14 protein-coding genes are annotated in these 14,829 nt (G+C 60.6%); 6 read left to right on the top strand and 8 right to left on the bottom strand.

The window, feature by feature from the left end:
• The first annotated feature begins 86 nt into the window (after positions 1 to 86).
• Both HQL56_11750 and HQL56_11745 read left to right on the top strand, forming a co-directional pair.
• Complete coding sequence (locus HQL56_11750) at positions 87 to 506, top strand: nucleotidyltransferase substrate binding protein (GenBank protein ID MBF0310192.1); 420 nt, start codon at positions 87 to 89, stop codon at positions 504 to 506.
• The gene (locus HQL56_11745; protein MBF0310191.1) at positions 499 to 825 is read left to right on the top strand and encodes a nucleotidyltransferase domain-containing protein; all 327 of its coding nucleotides are present in this window, start codon (positions 499 to 501) and stop codon (positions 823 to 825) included. The genes HQL56_11750 and HQL56_11745 overlap by 8 nt, the downstream gene beginning before the upstream one ends.
• Here HQL56_11745 and HQL56_11740 read toward each other — a convergent pair.
• The 5 genes from HQL56_11740 to HQL56_11720 form a co-directional block, all read right to left on the bottom strand.
• A complete protein-coding gene (locus HQL56_11740; protein MBF0310190.1) occupies positions 801 to 1,268 on the bottom strand; it encodes an NUDIX hydrolase in 468 nt (155 codons plus the stop codon). The two genes, HQL56_11745 and HQL56_11740, sit on opposite strands and share 25 nt — an antisense overlap.
• A 3-nt stretch (positions 1,269 to 1,271) precedes the next feature.
• Positions 1,272 to 2,525, bottom strand: coding sequence for a L,D-transpeptidase (locus HQL56_11735; GenBank protein MBF0310189.1), 1,254 nt, complete (start codon positions 2,523 to 2,525; stop codon positions 1,272 to 1,274).
• A gap of 27 nt (positions 2,526 to 2,552) precedes the next feature.
• Complete coding sequence (locus tag HQL56_11730) at positions 2,553 to 4,154, bottom strand: tetratricopeptide repeat protein (GenBank protein ID MBF0310188.1); 1,602 nt, start codon at positions 4,152 to 4,154, stop codon at positions 2,553 to 2,555.
• Between the two features lie 174 nt (positions 4,155 to 4,328).
• Entirely contained in the window at positions 4,329 to 5,027 is a 699-nt protein-coding gene (locus tag HQL56_11725; GenBank protein MBF0310187.1) for a hypothetical protein, read from the bottom strand.
• 15 nt (positions 5,028 to 5,042) lie between these two features.
• Complete coding sequence (locus tag HQL56_11720) at positions 5,043 to 5,852, bottom strand: VacJ family lipoprotein (GenBank protein ID MBF0310186.1); 810 nt, start codon at positions 5,850 to 5,852, stop codon at positions 5,043 to 5,045.
• 160 nt (positions 5,853 to 6,012) lie between these two features.
• Between HQL56_11720 and HQL56_11715 the strand changes: the two genes are divergently transcribed.
• Genes HQL56_11715 through HQL56_11700 form a run of 4 tightly spaced genes read left to right on the top strand, consistent with a single transcriptional unit; the run spans position 6,013 to position 8,911 of the window.
• Positions 6,013 to 6,783, top strand: a complete 771-nt coding sequence (locus HQL56_11715) for an ABC transporter permease (GenBank protein MBF0310185.1) — start codon at positions 6,013 to 6,015, stop codon at positions 6,781 to 6,783.
• Positions 6,784 to 6,812: 29 nt separating this feature from the next.
• Positions 6,813 to 7,814, top strand: a complete 1,002-nt coding sequence (locus tag HQL56_11710; GenBank protein MBF0310184.1) for an ATP-binding cassette domain-containing protein — start codon at positions 6,813 to 6,815, stop codon at positions 7,812 to 7,814.
• A gap of 12 nt (positions 7,815 to 7,826) precedes the next feature.
• Positions 7,827 to 8,282 carry an outer membrane lipid asymmetry maintenance protein MlaD gene (gene mlaD / locus HQL56_11705; protein MBF0310183.1) on the top strand — a complete coding sequence of 152 codons (456 nt, stop codon included), beginning with the start codon at positions 7,827 to 7,829 and terminating at the stop codon, positions 8,280 to 8,282.
• A 14-nt stretch (positions 8,283 to 8,296) separates the two neighbouring features.
• A complete protein-coding gene (locus tag HQL56_11700) occupies positions 8,297 to 8,911 on the top strand; it encodes an ABC transporter substrate-binding protein (GenBank protein MBF0310182.1) in 615 nt (204 codons plus the stop codon).
• A gap of 466 nt (positions 8,912 to 9,377) precedes the next feature.
• Here the strand turns inward: HQL56_11700 and HQL56_11695 are convergent, their stop codons facing one another.
• The 3 genes from HQL56_11695 to HQL56_11685 all read right to left on the bottom strand — a co-directional run.
• Complete coding sequence (locus HQL56_11695) at positions 9,378 to 12,098, bottom strand: pyruvate, phosphate dikinase (protein MBF0310181.1); 2,721 nt, start codon at positions 12,096 to 12,098, stop codon at positions 9,378 to 9,380.
• A gap of 124 nt (positions 12,099 to 12,222) precedes the next feature.
• Positions 12,223 to 14,313 carry a glycine--tRNA ligase subunit beta gene (locus tag HQL56_11690; GenBank protein ID MBF0310180.1) on the bottom strand — a complete coding sequence of 697 codons (2,091 nt, stop codon included), beginning with the start codon at positions 14,311 to 14,313 and terminating at the stop codon, positions 12,223 to 12,225.
• Positions 14,310 to 14,829, bottom strand: a 520-nt coding sequence (locus HQL56_11685) for a glycine--tRNA ligase subunit alpha (GenBank protein MBF0310179.1), incomplete at its 5' end; no start/stop codon positions are given. The genes HQL56_11690 and HQL56_11685, both read right to left, overlap by 4 nt.

The following is a 14,829-nucleotide window of genomic DNA, read 5'->3' as shown; positions in this document are numbered from 1 at the left end:
AAAGGAAACGTCCCAGGGCGCTGCCCTGGACCCGTCGGGGGGGATAATCCCCCCCCGAACCCCGTATACCGGAACAGATACCGGCCATGAATCCTGATATCCGCTGGCGGCATCGCTTCCGCAATTTCGACCGAGCCTTTCTGCTGTTGCGGGAAATCCAGGAGCGCGACCTGGAACAACTCTCTCAGTTGGAAAAAGAGGGGGCTGTGCAGCGATTTGAACGCGCCTTCGAGCTTGCCTGGAAAACCCTCAAGGACTTCCTGGAAGAAAATGGCCTGGTCATTGCCCCTGTAACACCGCGTCAGGTCATCAAGGAGGCCTTCGCGGCCCGCATGCTCGACGATGCCCAAATCTGGATCGATATGATGCTGCATCGCAATCTTCTTTCCCATACCTACGACCACAAAGTGTTCGATACCCTCCTGCAAACTCTGAATACTCGTTATTTTCCGGCATTTGATCGATTGCATACTTTTTTTATGAACACGATCTTGGAAAATGAATAATACGGGATTGACCACAACGGAGATGGAGACTATGAAACGTCTCTTCTCGGAGTTCGCTACCATTCGGGAAGTGATTCTCTACGGTTCCCGAGCCAAAGGCAGCTTTCATGCGGGATCGGATATCGATCTGGCTGTGACGGGATTGGAAAATGCCTTACAGGCGGAAAGCCTGGCGGAAGCCCTGGAGGAGTTGCCCCTGCCCTACCGCTTCGATGTCCGAAGCTACGAGATGATCGGCAATGCGGCGTTGCGGGACCACATCGATCGGGTCGGTATCGTCCTCTATCGGAGAGATCACCAGCCCAATCCAACCACTTGAACGGCCATCTGGGCATAGGCCAGTTGTCCCTGGGCCTCCAGCAGCCGGAAAGCCTCCCGATCCACCCAGGCGGTCTCCATCAGTTCGTGGCTGAGGCGTCGGGGTTCGCCTTCCCAGGATTCACACACATAAAGAAAGCCGATATTCGGCACGATCAACTCGAAAAGCGGCACCACCGCCACCTGCCGCACGCTGTGAAGACGAACGCCGATCTCTTCCATCACCTCCCGGCGCAAGGCCATTTCCAGGGTTTCGCCCGCATCCACGAAACCTCCCGGAAAACACCACTTGCCGTTGCGCTGGTCCCGATAGGCCAGTTGCGTCAGCAGGATGCGCTCTTCACCTCCAGAAGTGCGCTCCACGAGGATGACATGGGCCGACACCGTCGCCTTCAGGCGACGATCCCCCTCCCCCTTGCTGCCCGGAATCGCCTCGACCGTCATCTTCTAACCCGTATCTTCGTAGACAATGCGCCAGGTATCCGCCCCTTCGAGTCGCCAGTACTGCCGCCGCAACAGCCGGTTGCCCTGGAAACGCCCCTTCTGCTCCTGGGGAAAAGTGACCACCACCATATCGGTGCCGGGATAACGGAAGATGCTGATCTCCTCCTCCCGGAAGGCGCCCCCCGGCCACTTGTCCAGGGTCTCCTTGAGATGGCTGCGCCAATCCCGGAAACTCAGGCGAAAGTTGCTGAACTGCTCCGAATAGTGACGCAGGATGCGCTCCGTATCCCGGCTTTGCCAATCGGCGAACCAGCCTTCCAGGAGTTTGAGAAAACGTTCCTGCTCCACCCGCCATTGCCACTGACTGGTCCATTGCACCCCGCTGCTGATCACCACGGGGGTGCCGATGCCCGCATTGCGTTCCAGGGTACGGAAATCCCGGTTGGTCAGGGCGACGCAGCCTTCGCTGGCCCGGGGTGGCCGACTGTAGGTGTCGAGGGGGGAACCGTGCAGCCAGATGCCGAAACCGGAATGGCCTTGCCGACGATCCCACTCGTTGGGATAGTTGATGGGCAAAGCGCCGGCCCCGTAGAAATCCGGCAGTTTTTTCCCCGGCACCAGATCGGTGATGAAATACAAACCGATCGGCGTGCGTTTGTCCCCCTGGGTACGTTTTTCCGACCCGTTGCGCCCGGTGGAGACGTAAAAATTGAAGGTCAATTCCGGAATGCCGTCCCGGTTGCGGTAGAGGTAAAGACGCGAGGCCTCCAGATCCACCAGAACGGCGTGACTCTCCCGTCGGGAGAAGTGGATCAGGGCACCGGGATAGGCTTCATCCGGCTTGACGTTCAACAGGGCGTGGGCCCGGGTTCGCGCCTCGTGCAGCAATTCCTCGATACGCTCCCGGGGCACGGCGGGAACCTGACCGAATTCCCGGACCACCCCCCCCTTGGCCATGAGCAGATCGCCATAGATCAACTGGGCCAGACGGAAGTCGGGTTTGAGGCGGATCAGCTCCTTGAATTCGCGAATGGCCTCGTCGATCTTCCCATCCAGCACCGCCTGCAAACCCCGCAGGAAGAGGCGCTCCGGTTCGGCAACCTTTTTTTGCAGAACGCCCAACCCCTGCTCCGGATCGAGAATCTCGCTGACCGAGGCCGCCCACCCCGAAGTGATGCATACAAGCACCATCACGATCCCGTACAGACCGCGGAGAGTTCCTTCAAATCGCGCCACCTTATCCCGAAAAGTGGCCATGCGGAATCCATCCAGGGGCAGCGGGCATCAATTGCCTTCCACCATTTCGCGAACGATTTTCCAGGCCCCGTTTTCCTGTTTCATCAACAGGGACTTTTCAACCGTATCCTTGACATTGTCGGAGCGATAGGTCTGGGAGAAGGTGACTTTCATCTGCCCCTCTCCCGCTTCCTTCATGCGCAATTTCCACACCTGCAGTTGAATGAAGCGCGGTTTGAGCAGTCGCTCGCTACGCAGTTTCTTCCAGGCGGCCAGGTTGCCTTGGGTATCGGGTTTGAACTGGTTCGAGTAGTGTTGCAGATAACCCTCCACATCCTTGCCGGCCCAGGATCGGGCCCAACTCTGCACGGTGCGCTCCAGTTCCTCCCGCGTTCCGTCGTTCAGGGAACCGCCTGACCCAGCCGAAACCGGCAAGGGATGTCCGGTACGACTCGCCTCGTCCACAGCGGTCAGGGTCTGGTCCATGGAACGCTGGGCCATGATGCGGGCCTGTCGGGCCGCCTCCTCCTTCTTGCGTTCCAGATCCAGGCGGGCGCTCTCCTCCTTGCGACGTTGCGCCTCCAGGCGGGCCGCCTCCTTGCGGGTGGCCTCCTCCTTCTTGCGCTCGGCAAGCCGGGCGGCCTCTTCCTTCTTGCGCTCGGAGTCCAGACGTTGGGCCTCTTTGCGTTCCGCTTCCAACCGCTGGGACTCTTCCTTCTTGCGTTGGGCTTCCAAACGGAGGCTTTCCTGTCTCTGGGCCTCGCGTTGCGCGGCCTCTTCCCGACGGGCGGCCTCCTCCTGGCGACGTGCCCCTTCCTGACGGGCCGTCTCTTCCTTCTTGCGTTCGGCAGCCAACCGCGTCTCTTCGGCCTGTCTGCGTTCGGCTTCCTGGCGGGTCAACTCCTCCTTGCGGCGTTCCGCCTCGATCCGGGTGGCCTCCTCCTTCCGCTGTTCCGCGGCCAGGCGCGCCTCTTCCTTACGACGCTCGGACTCCAGACGGGCATTCTCCTCCCGGGCCTTGCGATCCGCTTCGTTGCGCAAGCGCCTCTGCTCCTCCTCCCGGGCTTTCACTTCCGCCACTTCCCGCTTCTGTCTCTCCGCCTCCGCCTTGGCTTGCAGAATGGCGTCTCCCGCAGCACCACCGCCGGCGGGAACCGGCGACCGCGGCTGGGCGATGAGCTTTTTCACCACCGCCAGTTTCGATTGGGCCGCCGCATTGCCGCGATTGAGCTGCAGGGCCTTGCCGTAGGCCTGAGATGCCATCTGCGCGTAGATATCCCCCAGATTCTCATGGGCCGTGGCATAGGTGGGATGGGTTTGAATGGCCTTCTGCAACGCCTCCTTGGCCTGATCGAAGCCCCCCTGTTCCGCATACAACACCGCCAGATTGTTGTAGGGCTCCGGCAACTCGGGATAATCCTCCGTCAAACTGCGATAGACTTTGATCGCCTCGTCGCGACGCTTCTGCTCCGTCAGCACCACACCCATCAAAAAACGACCCGGAACGTTCTTGGGATCCTTGCGCAACATCACGTCCAGGCGTCGCAGAGCCTGGTCATAGTCCCGACTCTCCACCAAACGGTAGATTTCATCCATCTCCCCACCAGCGGTGGCGGTCTCCCCGGCCCATACCGTCACGGGGGCCCCCATCAGGCAGATCGCCAGCAGACATTGGCACAGGTACCGCTTCGGCTTCATCGAAACCACCCCACCCTGTATTGAGTTACCGCTCGCACTCATGCCAGTATAACGAGACAAGGCATGCCTCTCAACACGCCCCGCAAAGCTCGACCCCTTTTTACCGATTTTCACCCTTGCCCGGAATCAGATGGGCAGAAACACCGCCGACGCGACAAACTGAATCGCCTGCTTGATGGCGCGTTTGGTCTTTTGCGCCACGATGAGAGACATGGTATCCTGGACGGCAATCATCTTCCCGAAGAGCCGCTCAAAGCTCAAATTCACTACGGGGCCTTCCGTCTCGTTGGCAAGCAGGAAAGGTTCCCCATGCCGGTCTTTGCCCTGCCCCAGTTTCCAGGCCGCCAGCTCCAGATTGCGGGCGCTGTTGTGCAGTTTCTGCGGATCCAGGTCATCCAGGAGGAAGAACGCCCGCTTGTCGTTGTAGGAAGCCAGCGTCATGGAGACCAGACCGACTCCGAAAGCCAGAACCCGGTCGCCCTTGAAGGACTCCTCAAACACCAGATGGATGCAATCGGCCCCCAGTTTGTTTTCCAGCTCCTCGAAGCGCCAGTCGAGGTCGCGGGAGAAGACCTTTTCCACCCGCTCCTCGGCATTGAACGTCCCGCTTTTGGCCAACTCCCGAGGGTTGCGGCGATAGAGCTTCAGCATCAACAGCTTGAGATGGTTCAACACCTCCCGCTGATGGGTCTCCACCACCAGGTTCACATCGGTTTTGGCCAGATCCGACAACTCGAAACCGGGAGGTTTCTTCTCCCCGACCCCGTTGGCGGCGCATCCGCTCAACAGCAGCAGCGCACAGAGGACAACTCCGCTTCGGATCATCGTCACGGCATCCGGCTACTGGGCAATTTTTTCCCGGCGGTATTTGATGTAGGCATCCCGCACCGCCAGGTAGTGATCCAGGGACATGGCCTTCAGATCCTCGTACTCCTGAATGCGGAAGGAGAAGGTATTGGCCATTTCGAAGGCATGGATGGCCGCCGCCTGCTCGAAGTTGTCCGTCACATAATTGATCGGGTCCAGGAAGGAGTCTCCCACCTTGCCCACGGCATCGCGTGCGCTGGAGGGCCCGAAGAAGGGCAGCACCAGATAGATCCCCTCCCCGACTCCGTAGTAGCCCAGGGTTTGCCCCAGGTCTTCCCGCTTTCCGACGAGGTGGAAGTTCTCCCCCGCCACGTCGAATATGCCCCCCACCCCCAGGGTGGTATTGATCACGAAGCGACCCACTTCGATGGCGGACTGTTTGCCCTTCCCCTGAGCCAGCGCGTTGCTGGCATGAATGGGCATGGCCAGATTGTCGAAAAAGTTGGACACCGCCTCACGCCCTCCGGGGGGAATCACCGCGGCATAGCCCTTGACCACCGGCTTCAGGACGTAGGAGAAGACCACGTCGTTGAACTCGTGGACCACGCGGTTGACCTTCTCCAGCGGATCCCGCACCGCTGGCGTCGCGGCAGTGCCCACGTTCGAGGTACCCCACATCTCCTCCAGGGGAAGGTCGTCCAATGCGGCCAAAATGACCTGGTTCCCCGTTCCCGCCGCTTTGGCCACAGGCTGTGGCGGTCGGGGAGGAGACTCCACGGACCAGGCCGGTTGCAGCCCGAGCCACCCCGTCAACAGACAGATTATCGATATCGATGGTTTCATGAACGCACCCTGATTGCGGTACATGGGCCTTCCATCCTTGCCAACGTGCTTGATGATGGGAAATAATCCCCGAATATGCAATCCGCTATTCTGCAATTCCCTTTCCAATCCAGACTCCCTCGTTGCGGCGGAGGGAGAAAAAGGCCACTTCCCGATCCCCATGAAAACACTGCCAACCCGCCTGGGACAAGCTATTCTGGACCTTTTGCAAGAGATGGGGCGCATGCTTCTTTTTCTGCTCAACGTCCTGACCCTCCTCTTCGTCCCCCCCTTCCGCTGGCGGAATCTGCTCAAGCAGATTCACTTCATCGGCAATCGTTCCCTGTTCGTGATCGTCCTCACGGCAGCTTTTGCCGGTATGGTACTTGCTCTACAGGGATTCTATACCCTGGCGCGCTTCGGATCGGAAGGGTTGGTGGGACCGATGGTGGCCCTCTCCATCATCAAGGAGCTGGGACCGGTCCTTTCCGCCTTCATGGTCACCGGTCGCGCCGGATCGGCCATGGCCGGAGAACTCGGGGTGATGCGCATCAAGGAGCAGATGGACGCCCTGGAGGCCATGGGCATCAACCCCATCAAGTATCTGGTCGTGCCCCGCCTGGAGGCCGGCATCATCGCCCTGCCCCTGTTGACCCTGATTTTTAACGTGGTGGGCATTTTCGGGGGCTATCTGGTTTCGGTCCACCTGCTGGGGTTGAGCAGCGGCACCTATTTCGGCGGCATCGAAGCCAAGGTGGATATGCAGGACATCACCATGAGCCTCATCAAAGCCCTCAGTTTCGGGGTCATCATCGCCTGGGTCTGCACCTATAAGGGCTACATGACCCGGAGAGGTGCCGAAGGCGTGGGCCAGGCCATCACCGGGGCCGTGGTTCTTTCCTCGGTGCTGGTGCTGGTTTGGGACTACTTCATCACCTCCATCATGCTCTGAATCGAGTCAGCGGCGGGAATCGACCTATCATGACCCTCTCCTCCTCCACCCCGACCATCGATCCGGGCCGCATCGGCTCCCTGTTGATCCGGGAAGGCCTGCTCAACAGTGTGACCCTGGAACAGCTCATTGTCCAGCAGGGATCCTCTTTCGATCCGGATCTGGTGGGTGAATTGCTGGTGGAAAAGGGACTGATCTCCCAATCCACCCTGCTCGACATCCTGAAAGCCGAGCTGACCCGGGAACGGGAAGCCTATGCTGCGGGCACCACGACCCCCAAGGCCGCCATCCGCTTTCAGGGGGTACACAAGACCCTCGACGGCCGCAAGGTTCTCGACGGCATCGATCTGGAGATTCCCGAAGGCATGATCACCGCCCTCATCGGCGTCAGCGGCGGCGGCAAAAGCGTCACCCTGAAACACATGATCGGCCTGATGCGCCCCGAACAGGGCGATATCCTGGTCGGCGGACAGCCGGTCAACCGGTTGTCGGGACGCGCCCTGAACGCGGTGCGCCAGCGCTTCGGCATGCTCTTCCAGGGGGGGGCCCTCTTCGATTCCATGGACGTTTTCGCCAACGTGGCCTTTCCCTTGCGTGAAAAACGCGAACTGCCGGAAGTCGAGATCGGCAAACGGGTGAAAAAGTCGCTGGAAGAGGTCAACCTGGGCAGCATGGGCGCCAAGTTTCCCGACGAACTCTCCGGCGGCATGATGAAACGGGCCGCTCTGGCGCGGGCCCTGGTCACCCGCCCGGAGATCATTCTGCTCGACGAGCCCACCGCCGGACTCGACCCCATCATCGAGCATTCCATTCACCATCTCATTTGCGACACCTTCATACGCAGTCGCTATACCATGGTGATCATCAGTCACGCCGTGCCGGAGATCTTCAACTGGTGCCATCATGCGGTGGTGCTGCATCAGGGACGTATTCTCGAATCGGGACCCTCCCTGAAGATACGTCACTCGGAGCATCCGGTCATTCGCCAGTTTATTCATGGGAGCCTCGAAGGCCCCATCAAAGTGATGTGAAAGGATCAGGCTATGCGCAGCGTCAAACTTGAAATGGCCGTCGGTCTCTTCGCCCTGGCCGGAATCATGGCCCTGGCGTGGCTCTCCATCCGTCTGGCCCGTTTCGAAGCCGTCGGCGGCAATCAGGTACCCATCGTGGCCCATTTCACCTCGGTGTCGGGCCTCAAACCCGGCGCCTCCGTGGAAATCGCCGGCGTTGAAGTGGGCCGCGTGGCCAGCATCGCCATCGACACCGCTTCCTACGAAGCCAAAGTCGTCATGCGCATCGATCCCACCGTCCCCATCCAGGAAGACGCCATCGCCTCCATTCGCACCAAGGGGCTCATCGGAGACCGGTACATCAAGGTCTCTCCGGGAGGCAGCGACCGTATCCTCTCGTCCGGCGAACGTCTCTCTCAAACCGAACCTGCCGTCAACTTCGAAGAACTGATCAGTCAGTTCATCCACGGCAGCATGCAGAAACCGTGAGGAAGGAACTCAAGATGAAACATCGTATCGGGCTGGCTCTCTTTGTGTGTATCGCTCTTCAGGGCTCCGTCTGGGCCGCCACCCAGTTCACCGGCCTGCAGGAGAGCATCTCCAAAGCCATCGCCATTCTCCGGGATCCGGGCCTGGCCGCCCCTTCGCGGGTGGACGAACGTCGCAACCTGTTGCGCAATACGATTTACACCCAGTTCGATTTCGCCGCCATGTCCTCCAATGCGGTCGGACCGGCATGGCGCAACTTCACTCCCCAGCAGAAGGAGCGCTTCGTGGTCACCTTCCGGCAATTGCTGGAGGATTCCTACCTGGACAAGATCGAAAACTATCGCGGGGAGACCATCGAGTTCCTGAAAGATGTCCCGGAAGGACCGAACACCTCCCGAGTCGACAGCGTGGTGAAAACCCCGTCCGCCGAATACAAGATGTCCTATCGATTGATAAAGGGCTCTCAGGGGTGGAAGGTCTTCGACGTCATCCTGGAGGGAATCAGCCTGGGCAGCAACTATCGGGGCCAGTTCCAGCAGATCCTCTCCCGCTCTTCGGTGGATGAAATGCTGGTGCAACTGGACAACAAAATCCGGGACAATGCCGCCCGGCGGGCCGGAAAGAAGTAAAGCAGTCCATACGCGACCCTGTTCGTATTCCGGAAATATATTCAGGGAGTACGGACAGGGTGGCTGACCGTTTTCGTCGCGTGAAAGCCGCCGATGCATTCCCCCGGACATGAATACGAGATCGCCTCGGAAGAAGGAGGCCGAATCGGGATTTCCGGTAAGGCCTTGAGGTCGTTATGCGCCAGCCTTCATCCGCTTATTCGCCTGCGAAGCAGCAAGGAGTTCCGCATAAGCCAAACCTCCGCTCGATTCGCGGAAGGAAAATATGCGGAGGAAACGGATAATGAATACCCTAATGAAAAGGAAAGAAAAACAGAAAAGTCAAAGGATAGAACATTTCCTTTTTTTGATACTTAAAAGATAACATATTGAAAGTCAAATAATTAGAAATATACATCTGCTCGGTAGAGGGCGATTTACAACGCCCCCCGAAACAAAAAAGGCTCCCTTTCGGGAGCCTTTTTTATCAGAGGCCCTTGGCCGCCAAGGCCGCCTGGGCCGCCGCCAGTCGGGCAATCGCCACCCGGAAGGGCGAACAGGAGACATAATCCAATCCCACCCGCTCACAGAAGTGAATACTGGCCGGATCCCCGCCATGCTCCCCACAAATACCCACCTTGAGATCGGCACGGGTGGAACGCCCCTTCTCCACACCCATGCGCACCAACTCGCCCACACCCTCCTGATCCAGCGAAACGAAGGGATCCTTCTCCATCAGGCCCAGTTCGAGATAACGGCCCAGGAAATTGCCCGCATCGTCCCGCGACAGCCCCATGGTCGTCTGGGTCAGATCGTTGGTGCCGAAAGAGAAGAACTCCGCCACCCGGGCAATGCGATCCGCCGTCACCGCCGCCCGCGGCAGCTCGATCATGGTGCCGATCAGATATTTCACCTTGACCCCGGCCTTGGCCACAACCTCATCCGCCACCACCACACAACGATCCCTCAGGAAGGAGAGCTCCTTCACGTTGCCCACCAGCGGAATCATGATCTCGGGAGTGATGGAAAAACCTTCACGGGTGATCAGGTTGCAAGCAGCTTCCATAATGGCCTGCACCTGCATCTCGTAAATTTCTGGATAGGTGATACCCAGCCGGCAGCCCCGATGCCCCAACATGGGGTTGAACTCCTTGAGGGCCTCCACCCGGTCCTTCACCGCCTTGACCGTCACCTTCAGAGCCTTGGCCACCTCGCTCTGCCCCTTGGCATCGTGGGGAATGAACTCGTGCAACGGGGGATCCAACAGCCGGATGGTCACCGGCAGATCCCGCATCTCCCGGAAAATGCCCTCGAAGTCGGAACGCTGCATGGGCAGAATCTCCGCCAACGCCGCGCGACGCTCCTCGATGGTGTGCGCCAGAATCATCTTGCGCACCGAAATGATGCGCTCCGCCTCGAAGAACATGTGTTCCGTGCGACACAGGCCGATGCCTTCCGCGCCGAAACGACGGGCCAACATGGCGTCCGTCGGGGTGTCGGCATTGGTGCGCACCCGCAAACGGCGCAGATCGTCGGCCCAACCCATGAGGGCGGCGAAATCCTGATAGACCTCCGAATCCTCCGGTTTGCGGGTACCCTCCACCAGCACCTGGAAGATCTCCGAGGGGAAGGTCTCCATCTTGTCCAGAAAAATCTCACCGGTGGAGCCGTCCATGGTGATCCAGTCGCCTTCCTTGACGACGGTATCCTTGACCTGGAAGGTTTCCGCCTTTTCGTCGATGCGCAGGGCGCTGCAACCGGCCACGCAGGGCCGCCCCATGCCCACCGCCACGATGGCGGCGTGGGAGGTCATGCCCCCACGGGCGGTGACGATGCCACGGGCCGCATGCATGCCATGGATATCCTCGGGGCTGGTCTCGTCCCGGATCAGAATGACATCCTCACCCTGTTTGGACAGCTCCTCCGCCTTGTCCGCCGAAAAGACCACCCGCCCGGAAGCCGCGCCGGGAGAAGCGGCCAACCCCTTGGCCAGTGCGGTGCGCTTACCCTTGGGATCCAGCATGGGATGGAAGAGACGGTCCAACGTCTTGGGATCGACCCGCTTCACCGCATCCCGCTTCTTGATCAATCCCTCCCGAACCATGTCCACGGCGATTTTCAGTGCCGCACGGGTGGTGCGTTTGCCGGTACGGGTCTGCAGAATCCACAGTTTGCCCTGCTGCACCGTGAATTCCATGTCCTGCATGTCGCGATAGTGGGCCTCCAGCTTGGCATAGATGTCACACAGCTCCTTGTAGAGCTTGGGCATGACCTCTTCCATGCTGGGCAGATCGCTGCCCTGCCGCTCCTTGCCCACCAGGGTGATCTGCTGCGGCGTGCGAATCCCCGCCACCACATCCTCGCCCTGGGCATTGATGAGAAATTCGCCGTAAAAACGGCGTTCGCCGGTGGCCGGGTCACGGGTGAAAGCCACCCCGGTGGCGCTGTTCTCCCCCATGTTGCCGAAAACCATGGACTGCACGTTGCAGGCGGTGCCCCACTCTTCGGGAATGTCGTTGAGCCTGCGGTAGGTGATGGCCCGCTGATTCATCCAGGAGTTGAAAACCGCGCCGATGGCTCCCCATAGCTGTTCCCGGGGATCCTCCGGAAAGGCCTTTCCGGTCTCCAGCAGGACGCGCTCTTTGAACTGCCCCACCAGATCGCGCCAATCCTCCTCGCTCATTTCGGTATCGAGGGTCTTGCCCGTGGCCGCTTTCTTGCGGTTCAGCAGAGCTTCGAAGCCCGAGTGATCCACCCCGAGCACCACGTCGGAATACATCTGCACGAAACGACGGAAGGAGTCGTAGACGAAACGCCCGTTGCCGGTCTGTTTCACCAGGCCGGCGGCGGTCTCCTCGTTGAGGCCCAGATTCAGTACCGTATCCATCATACCCGGCATGGAGGCACGGGCTCCGGAGCGCACCGAAAGCAGCAGCGGGTTGGCGGCGTCGCCGAAGCGGGCTCCCATCACCTTCTCCACCTTCTTGATCGCTTCGTCGACCTCCTTGCTCAGTCCCTTGGGATACTCACCCCCATGACCGCTGAAGTGGGCGCACACTTCGGTGGTAATGGTAAAGCCTGCGGGAACCGGCAGGCCCAAACGGCTCATCTCCGCCAGATTGGCCCCTTTGCCGCCCAACAGGTTGCGCAGGGTGGCATCCCCATCGGCCTTGCCGTCCCCAAAAATGTAGACGTTCTTCTTGGACATGTTCTCGATCTCCCCGTGGAATGGTCCGCCTCGGCGAAGCCATCTCCTCTCCCGCTATTGGGCCTGTCCATCTGGTGAATTCAGCGCCGCAAGCTTCCTTGCCGGGCGAATGGGCTGTGAATACCTACTCTTCCGGCAACTGAAGCAGACTCACCTCAGCCACCTTGCGAAACGCTTCCCGAACCTGGAGCAACAGCCGCAGCCGGTTGGTTCGCACCGCCGCATCCTCGGCCATGACCAACACGTCCTGGAAGAAGGCGTCGATGGGCTCCCGCAACTGGGCCAGGGCCTCCAGGGCCGGTTGATACGCCCCCTTGCCCACCTGAACCTGGGCCTGGCGGGAATAATAATCGACATCGCCGTGCAGCGCCTTTTCGGCGGGCTCCTTCAACAGAGCCGTCTGCACCGCCCCCAGGTCGTTGAGAGGGGCCTTGTCGAGGATGTTGGCGATGCGTTTATTGGCCGCAACCAGCGCCATGTAGGAATCGAGCTGCTTGAAATCGGCGAGCGCCCGGATACGGGAGACCGCATCGCCCAGATCATCCAGACCGAGAGCCTGGACCGCATCTATCAGATCGTAATCCAGCCCGTCCGACTTGAGATGAAATTTCAATCGCCCGAAAAGAAATTCCAGCACCGCCGTGGTGGTGGCCGGACCCGCCTGCTCCAGTGGTTCGCCGAAGCGGGCATAACCCTCCCAGGCGGCCTCCAGAACCGGCTTGAGGGGCAGCCGCAGGGAAGCGCCCAGGATGATGCGCAGAACGCCCAGAGCCGCCCGGCGCAGTCCGAAGGGATCCTTGGTGCCCGTGGGGGTCAACCCGATACCGAAGCAGCCGATCAGGGTATCGATCTTGTCGGCCAGGGCCAGGAGCTGGCCCCCTTCGCTGGCGGGGAGGTCGTCTCCGGCCCCCTGGGGCTGATAATGCTCCCGGATGGCCCTGGCCACCGTATCCGAAAGACCGGCGGCCTGGGCGTAATAGCCCCCCATGAGGCCCTGCAATTCGGGAAACTCGCCCACCAGTCCGGTCACCAGATCGGCCTTGGCCAGATGGGCCGCCTGCCGAACCATCTCCACCTGAGCGGGGGCGACCCGTTGCGCCAGGAAGGCGGCCAGATCTTCCAGCCGGCGGCGCTTTTGCCCCAAGGTGCCCAGGCGGGCTTGATAGACCACCTTCTCCAGGGCGGGTACCCGCTGCGGAAGGGGAATCTTGCGATCCTCCTGCCAGTAGAAGGCCGCATCCTCCAGACGGGCCTTCAGAACCCGTTCGTAGCCGCGCACCAGCACCGCCGGGTTGTCCACCTCCACGTTGGAGACCACCACGAAACAGGGCAGCAGGCTGCCGTCCGCCTTCCTGACCGGGAAATACTTCTGATGGTTCTTCATGGCGGTCATGAGAACCTCGGGCGGCACCGTCAGATAGCTGGCGTCGAAACGGCCCAGCATGGGCACCGGCCACTCCACCAGTCCGGCGTTCTCCTCCAGCAGGCCCTCATCGAGAACGGCCTCACCTCCCAGATCGGCGGTCAGGCGCCGGGCGCCCTTGACGATCGCCGCCTTGCGCTCTTCCCGATCCAGCATCACCTTGTTGGCCTGCAGCACTTTGCGGTAATCGGCCAGCCCCTTCACCTTGAACGGCCCCGGAGAGAGGATGTGATGTCCTTGCACCGTTTTGCCGGAGACGATGCCGTCCAGGGTCACGGGCAGGGATTTGCCGTCCAGCAGCACCACCAGGGAGAAGACGGGGCGCACGAAGCGCATCTCCCCGCTACCCCAGCGCATCGACTTGGGCCAGGGAAAACCGTTCACCACCGCCTCGACCACCCCCGGAAGCACCTGTCCCGAAGGCAAACCCTGCTGCACGTCCCGGAAAGCCAGACACTCCCCCTTGGGCGTGGCCACCCGTTCCAAGCGGGACATCTCCACCCCGCAGCTTTTGGCGAAACCTTCCGCCGCCTTGGTGGGTTGACCCTGGGCATCGAAGGATTGCTCCACCCGGGGGCCTTTGCGCAGTTCTTCCATATCGGGCTGCCGCTCGGCCAGATTGGCCACCGCCGCCATCAATCGACGGGGGGTGACCTGCACTTCCAGGGAGTCGAAGGTCAGACGGACCTTCTGCAACGCCTCGCTCAACCGCTCCTGCAACGAAGCCGCGCCGGCGGCCTGCATGCGGGCGGGAATCTCTTCACAGCCGATTTCCAGAAAGAGTTCGCTCATGGCTGACCGCCTCCCTTGAGCAGGGGATAGCCCAACGCCTCGCGTTGCGCCACCCAGGCCTCGGCAATGCGGCGCGCCAGATTGCGCACCCGACCGATGAACCGCTGACGTTCCGTCACGCTGACCGCACCACGCGCATCCAGCAGATTGAACAGGTGGGAACACTTGATCACCTGATCGTAGGCCGGCTGGGGCAGAACCGGCCCACGGGCGGGATCGAGCAGGCGCAACGCCTCCTTCTCGTGATCATCGAAATGGCTGAACAGCCGGTCACAGTCGGCGGCTTCGAAATTGTAGCGGGAGTAATCCACCTCCGCCTGATGGAAGACATCGCCGTAGCGCACCCCGTCGGTCCACTCCAGATCGAAGACGTTCTCCTTCTCCTGGAGATACATGGCCAGGCGTTCCAGTCCGTAGGTGATCTCCCCGGAAACCGGGCGCAGTTCGATGCCGCCCACCTGCTGGAAGTAGGTGAATTGGGTCACTTCCATGCCGTCCAGCCAGACCTCCCAGCCC

Source organism: Magnetococcales bacterium, assembly GCA_015231925.1.
GTDB lineage: Bacteria > Pseudomonadota > Magnetococcia > Magnetococcales > JADGAQ01 > JADGAQ01.
The sequence above is the reverse complement of the archived record's forward strand: the minus strand, read 5'-3'. Positions and strand labels throughout refer to the sequence as shown.

What these genes read in the sequence shown, in the direction of transcription:
- HQL56_11750 (MBF0310192.1), top strand. Translation starts at nt 87, where the DNA reads ATGAATCCTGATATCCGCTGGCGGCATCGCTTCCGCAATTTCGACCGA.
- HQL56_11745 (MBF0310191.1), top strand. Translation starts at nt 499, where the DNA reads ATGAATAATACGGGATTGACCACAACGGAGATGGAGACTATGAAACGT.
- HQL56_11740 (MBF0310190.1), bottom strand. Translation starts at nt 1,268, where the DNA reads ATGACGGTCGAGGCGATTCCGGGCAGCAAGGGGGAGGGGGATCGTCGC.
- HQL56_11735 (MBF0310189.1), bottom strand. Translation starts at nt 2,525, where the DNA reads ATGGCCACTTTTCGGGATAAGGTGGCGCGATTTGAAGGAACTCTCCGC.
- HQL56_11730 (MBF0310188.1), bottom strand. Translation starts at nt 4,154, where the DNA reads ATGGGGGCCCCCGTGACGGTATGGGCCGGGGAGACCGCCACCGCTGGT.
- HQL56_11725 (MBF0310187.1), bottom strand. Translation starts at nt 5,027, where the DNA reads ATGATCCGAAGCGGAGTTGTCCTCTGTGCGCTGCTGCTGTTGAGCGGA.
- HQL56_11720 (MBF0310186.1), bottom strand. Translation starts at nt 5,852, where the DNA reads ATGAAACCATCGATATCGATAATCTGTCTGTTGACGGGGTGGCTCGGG.
- HQL56_11715 (MBF0310185.1), top strand. Translation starts at nt 6,013, where the DNA reads ATGAAAACACTGCCAACCCGCCTGGGACAAGCTATTCTGGACCTTTTG.
- HQL56_11710 (MBF0310184.1), top strand. Translation starts at nt 6,813, where the DNA reads ATGACCCTCTCCTCCTCCACCCCGACCATCGATCCGGGCCGCATCGGC.
- mlaD (MBF0310183.1), top strand. Translation starts at nt 7,827, where the DNA reads ATGCGCAGCGTCAAACTTGAAATGGCCGTCGGTCTCTTCGCCCTGGCC.
- HQL56_11700 (MBF0310182.1), top strand. Translation starts at nt 8,297, where the DNA reads ATGAAACATCGTATCGGGCTGGCTCTCTTTGTGTGTATCGCTCTTCAG.
- HQL56_11695 (MBF0310181.1), bottom strand. Translation starts at nt 12,098, where the DNA reads ATGTCCAAGAAGAACGTCTACATTTTTGGGGACGGCAAGGCCGATGGG.
- HQL56_11690 (MBF0310180.1), bottom strand. Translation starts at nt 14,313, where the DNA reads ATGAGCGAACTCTTTCTGGAAATCGGCTGTGAAGAGATTCCCGCCCGC.